The following is a 4,424-nucleotide window of genomic DNA, read 5'->3' as shown; positions in this document are numbered from 1 at the left end:
ACTCTCAGAAGGGCACGATGTGCCATCTGACGGTCAGAGCATCTGTACCGAGCAACTATGCTACGTCAACCAGTCCGCGAGCTTCGCCTTGCGCACATCCCGCAGCAGGCTGATGAACCCGTCGGCCTGATATTCTGCCGTCAGCCGGCCCTTCTCCGCCGTCGCGATGCTGGCATCGCCGACGACGCCATTCGGGTTGAGATCGCCAGCGATCCAGGCAAAGGCGTGGGTGCCGGTGTGGCGCAGGAGCGAAAATTCGTTTTCGGCTTTGGCGACATTGGAAACGAAATTGTCGGCCTTGGCCATGTCGACGAGGTCCGGCCGGAAATGCAGCATCAGCGAGGTCTCGACATCGCCGCCATGGATGCCGTGGCGGTCCTCCAGTTCGGTGTACATGCCGGCCGGGCGGCCGAACCGTTGCCAGCTGGTTTTTACCGCCAGCATCTTTTCGCGCACGCGCAATTCGCGCGTGACGATGCCCATGATCTCCTCGTTGCCGCCATGCGAATTGACGACGATCAGCTTGCGCACACCGGCGCGCGCGATCGACAGGCCAAGCTCGGTCCAGGCTTCGATCAGCGTCGTTGCCGGCAGTGTGAGGGTGCCCGGCGCGTGAAGATGCTCGTTCGACTTGCCCACCGCCTGGACCGGCAGGATGCGGATGTCGAGATCGTCGGGCAGGCGCGAAATAACCGTGTCGAGCATGCCGTTCATGATCGAGGTGTCGGTTGAAACCGGCAGATGCGGGCCATGCTGCTCGATCGCCGCCACCGGCAGCACGGCGATCGTCGCCTCCGGATCGATCGAAGCATATTCGGTGGTCCGGTAGTCGCCCCACCACACGCGTTTTTTCGCAACGGTCATGTCATGCCTCTTCAATGGTCAGGCAGACCTAGCGCGGGACGGGCGGCCTGTCGATCACCCCGCCGCTAGGGCCTCGATTTCGACCTTGAATTCGGGCCGGGCAAAGCCGGAAACGATCATCAGCGTCGAGGCCGGCGCGGGGCTGGAAAACAGCCGGTCGCGGACATCCATATAGGGCCGCAGATGCGCGCGGTCGGTGACATAGGCATTGATGCGCACGATATCCCTGAGACCCAGGCCGGCTTCGCCGAGAATCGCCGCGATGTTTTGAAAGCAGAGCTCGGCCTGCGCACCGGCGTCTTCGGGGATCTGGTCGTCAGCGGTGATGGCGACCTGGCCCGAGCACAGCACCAGCCGCTTGCCGGGCGGCACCTCGACGCCGTGGCTGTAGCGGGCAAAGGGCGGCTTGATCGACTTCGGGGTGAGGAATTTGAACATGGCAATCTCCGGTTTGGCCATAGCCTAAGGCTTGATCCATTGCACCTTCAAGATGGCGGTGCATGTTGCCCGAGCGATTGTGGACAGGCGTTCAAAAAATAGGCACGATGCCTTCCGTACAGCATGACCCGTCCGCCTTTGGCATAGCAATGCCGTTCAAGCGGGCGGTCCCGGCGCGTGACGCCGGTGGCATGTGTCTTGCTTCTTGAATCTTTGGTGTCGAGCCTGGCGCGTGGCGCGCCGGAGCAAACAAAGGGTGGTGTCGATGTACGGAAAACAGAAGATCTCGGTGGCGGTTGTGGCCTTGCTTGCAGCCAGCACGCTGGGTGCGGCTGCGAATGAAAAAGTCACCTTCGGCACCAACTGGTTGGCCGAGCCGGAACATGGCGGATATTATCAGTCCGTGGCGGACGGCACCTACGCTGCCTGCGGCCTCGACGTCACCATCATGCAGGGCGGTCCGCAGGTCAGCGGCCGGCCGATGCTGCTGGCCGGCAAGATCGATTTCTACATGGGCGGTAATCTGCTGTCGGCCTTCGATGCCGTCCAGCAAGGCATTCCGATGCGCGTGGTGGCGGCGGATTTCCAGAAGGACCCGCAGGTCATCATGTCCCACCCCGGCGAGGGGCTCGACAAATGGGAGGACCTGAAGAGCGCCGACCAGTACATATTGGGCGACGAGGGCGTGCAGACCTTCTTCCAGTGGATGGTCATCGAACTCGGCTTCGACGCCTCCAAGCGCGCGCCCTACACCTACAACACCGCTCCTTTCCTCGCCAACAAGAAGTCGATCCAGCAGGGCTACGTCACCTCCGAGCCTTTCGCGGTCAAGAAGGAAGGCGGCTTCGTGCCGAACCAGTTCCTGCTTGCCGACTATGGCTGGGACACCTACTCGACGACGATTGAGGTGATGCAGGACACGATCGACAAGAAGCCGGAGGTGGTCCAGTGCTTCGTCGATGGCTCCGCCAAGGGCTGGTACAAATATCTCTACGGCGACAACAAGGCCGCCAACGACATGATCAAGAAAGACAATCCCGACATGAGCGACGAGCAGATCGCGTTCTCGATCGAGCAGATGAAGAAGTTCGGCCTGGCCGATTCCGGCGACACCGAGAAGCTCGGCATCGGCGCCATGACCGACGAGCGGATCAAGAGTTTCTACGACAAGATGGTCAAGGCCAAGGTCACACCCGACGGCATCGACATCAAGAAGGCCTACACGCTAACCTTCATCAACAAAGGCGTCGGGCTCGAGCTGAAGAAATAGACCGGTCCCGGCATGATAAGGGAAAAGGTGGCGCCAGCGCCGGCCTCGGATGTTGCATCGACATTGCTGGCGCTGAGGGGCGTCGGCAAGGTCTTCTCCAACGGCGTGCCGGCGCTCAGCGATGTCAATCTGACGATCCGGGAAGGCGATTTCCTCAGCCTGCTCGGGCCGTCGGGGTGCGGCAAGTCGACTGCATTGCGGCTGATCGCCGGCCTGTCGACGCCGACCTCCGGCGTGCTCGACTGGCGCGGCGGCGGCTCCCTTGATCGTTCGAACATCGGTTTCGTCTTCCAGGAGCCGACGCTGCTGCCTTGGGCCAATGTCTTCGACAATGTCTGGCTGCCGCTTCGGCTGAAAGGCATCAGCCGAGCCAAGGCCGCGCCAGCGGTCACTGAAATGCTGGCGCGGGTTCACCTGACCGGTTTCGAAGACGCGGTGCCGCGCGAACTGTCCGGCGGCATGAAGATGCGCGTCTCGATCGCACGCGCCATGGTGACCAAACCGCGCGTGCTGCTGATGGACGAGCCGTTCGCCGCACTCGACGAGATCACCCGCTTCAAGCTCAACAACGATCTCCTGGAACTGTGGCAGGACGAACGCTTCACCGTCGTCTTCGTCACCCACAGCGTCTTTGAAAGCGTGTTCCTCTCCAACCGCGTCGTCGTCATGGCGGCGCGGCCGGGCAGGGTGTTCGACGAACTCGCCATCGAGGCCTCCTATCCGCGCGACGAGGCGTTTCGCACCTCGCCCCACTATGCGGCCCTCTGCCGGCAGGCCTCCGACGTGCTGCTCAAGGCCATTAATTCAACAGCAGGCGCGCATCATGACGGCCATTGACGAGCACGTGCTCGAACTCGACCCCGAGGAAGCGCGCCGCGTGCGCCAGGAGCGGTTCGAACGGATCGGCCGCTGGGTGCTGCCGCTGGCGATCATGATCCTGGCGATCTGGCTGTGGGATCGCATCTGCGTCTGGAACGAGATTCCGCAGTACATCCTGCCGCGCCCGGGCGTGGTGCTGTGGACGCTCTATAGCGATGCCGGCCTGCTGTTTTCCTCGCTGCTGGTCACCTTGCGCATCACGTTCCTCAGCCTGGCTCTGGCCGTCATCGGCGGGGTCGGGCTGGCGGTGCTGTTTGCGCAATCGAAATGGGTGGAGATGTCGTTCTTCCCCTTCGCCATCGTGCTGCAGGTGACGCCGATCGTGGCGATCTTTCCGCTGATCAACATCTATGTGAACGACCAGACGACCAAGCTTCTGCTGTGCGCCTGGATCGTCGCCTTCTTTCCGATCCTGTCCAACACCACGCTTGGCCTCAACTCCGTCGACCGCAATCTGCGCGACATGTTCAAGCTCAACGGCGCGACGCGCTGGCAGCAACTGCGCTATCTCAGGCTACCGGCGGCGATGCCCTATTTCCTCGGCGGGCTGAAGATCGCCGGAGGCCTGTCGCTGATCGGCGCCGTGGTGGCCGAGTTCGTCGCCGGCACCACCGGCCAGTCGTCCGGCCTCGCCTCGCGCATCATCGAGGCCGGCTACCGGCTCAACGCGCCGCGGCTGTTCGCGGCGCTGTTCCTGATCTCGCTGACCGGCATTTTGATCTTCCTCGTGCTGTCGCTGATTTCGCATCTCATTTTGCGACGCTGGCACGAAAGCGCACTGAAGCAGGAGCGCTAGGATGACTGAAAGGTTGGCGCGAAGCGCCCCCCTCTGTCCTGCCGGACATCTCCCCCTCAAGGGGGAAGATTGGCTGTTGTCACGACCTTCGCCAATCTCCAACGTTGAAAAAAAAGAGCCGGCGCGGACGCTGCCAATCTTCCCCCTTGAGGGGGAGAGGTCCGGCAGGACAGAGGG

The 4,424-nt window shown here is 62.4% G+C and carries 5 protein-coding genes; 3 read left to right on the top strand and 2 right to left on the bottom strand.

Features of this window, described 5'->3' with window-relative positions; genetic code table 11:
• Positions 1-60: 60 nt before the first annotated feature.
• Positions 61-864 carry a creatininase family protein gene (locus EOB59_RS33800; protein ID WP_127383090.1) on the bottom strand — a complete coding sequence of 268 codons (804 nt, stop codon included), beginning with the start codon at positions 862-864 and terminating at the stop codon, positions 61-63.
• A 54-nt stretch (positions 865-918) separates the two neighbouring features.
• Positions 919-1,302 carry a RidA family protein gene (locus EOB59_RS33795; protein WP_127416023.1) on the bottom strand — a complete coding sequence of 128 codons (384 nt, stop codon included), beginning with the start codon at positions 1,300-1,302 and terminating at the stop codon, positions 919-921.
• 265 nt (positions 1,303-1,567) lie between these two features.
• On the opposite strand from EOB59_RS33795, the gene EOB59_RS33790 reads away from it, so the two are divergent.
• Genes EOB59_RS33790 through EOB59_RS33780 form a run of 3 tightly spaced genes read left to right on the top strand, consistent with a single transcriptional unit; the run spans position 1,568 to position 4,247 of the window.
• A complete protein-coding gene (locus tag EOB59_RS33790) occupies positions 1,568-2,572 on the top strand; it encodes an ABC transporter substrate-binding protein (protein WP_127810143.1) in 1,005 nt (334 codons plus the stop codon).
• 12 nt (positions 2,573-2,584) lie between these two features.
• The gene (locus tag EOB59_RS33785; protein ID WP_128290233.1) at positions 2,585-3,409 is read left to right on the top strand and encodes an ABC transporter ATP-binding protein; all 825 of its coding nucleotides are present in this window, start codon (positions 2,585-2,587) and stop codon (positions 3,407-3,409) included.
• On the top strand, positions 3,396-4,247 hold the full coding sequence (locus tag EOB59_RS33780; RefSeq protein ID WP_127397312.1) for an ABC transporter permease: 852 nt from the start codon (positions 3,396-3,398) through the stop codon (positions 4,245-4,247). The genes EOB59_RS33785 and EOB59_RS33780 overlap by 14 nt, the downstream gene beginning before the upstream one ends.
• Positions 4,248-4,424: the final 177 nt, after the last annotated feature.

Origin of the sequence: Mesorhizobium sp. M7A.F.Ca.MR.176.00.0.0, from assembly GCF_004023165.1 — a bacterium.
In the GTDB taxonomy this organism is placed as follows: Bacteria; Pseudomonadota; Alphaproteobacteria; order Rhizobiales; family Rhizobiaceae; genus Mesorhizobium.
This window is presented reverse-complemented; position numbering and strand designations above follow the sequence as displayed.

Excerpts from the sequence above, each read along its gene's own strand:
- EOB59_RS33800 (WP_127383090.1), bottom strand. The coding sequence starts at position 864 with ATGACCGTTGCGAAAAAACGCGTGTGGTGGGGCGACTACCGGACCACC.
- EOB59_RS33795 (WP_127416023.1), bottom strand. The coding sequence starts at position 1,302 with ATGTTCAAATTCCTCACCCCGAAGTCGATCAAGCCGCCCTTTGCCCGC.
- EOB59_RS33790 (WP_127810143.1), top strand. The coding sequence starts at position 1,568 with ATGTACGGAAAACAGAAGATCTCGGTGGCGGTTGTGGCCTTGCTTGCA.
- EOB59_RS33785 (WP_128290233.1), top strand. The coding sequence starts at position 2,585 with ATGATAAGGGAAAAGGTGGCGCCAGCGCCGGCCTCGGATGTTGCATCG.
- EOB59_RS33780 (WP_127397312.1), top strand. The coding sequence starts at position 3,396 with ATGACGGCCATTGACGAGCACGTGCTCGAACTCGACCCCGAGGAAGCG.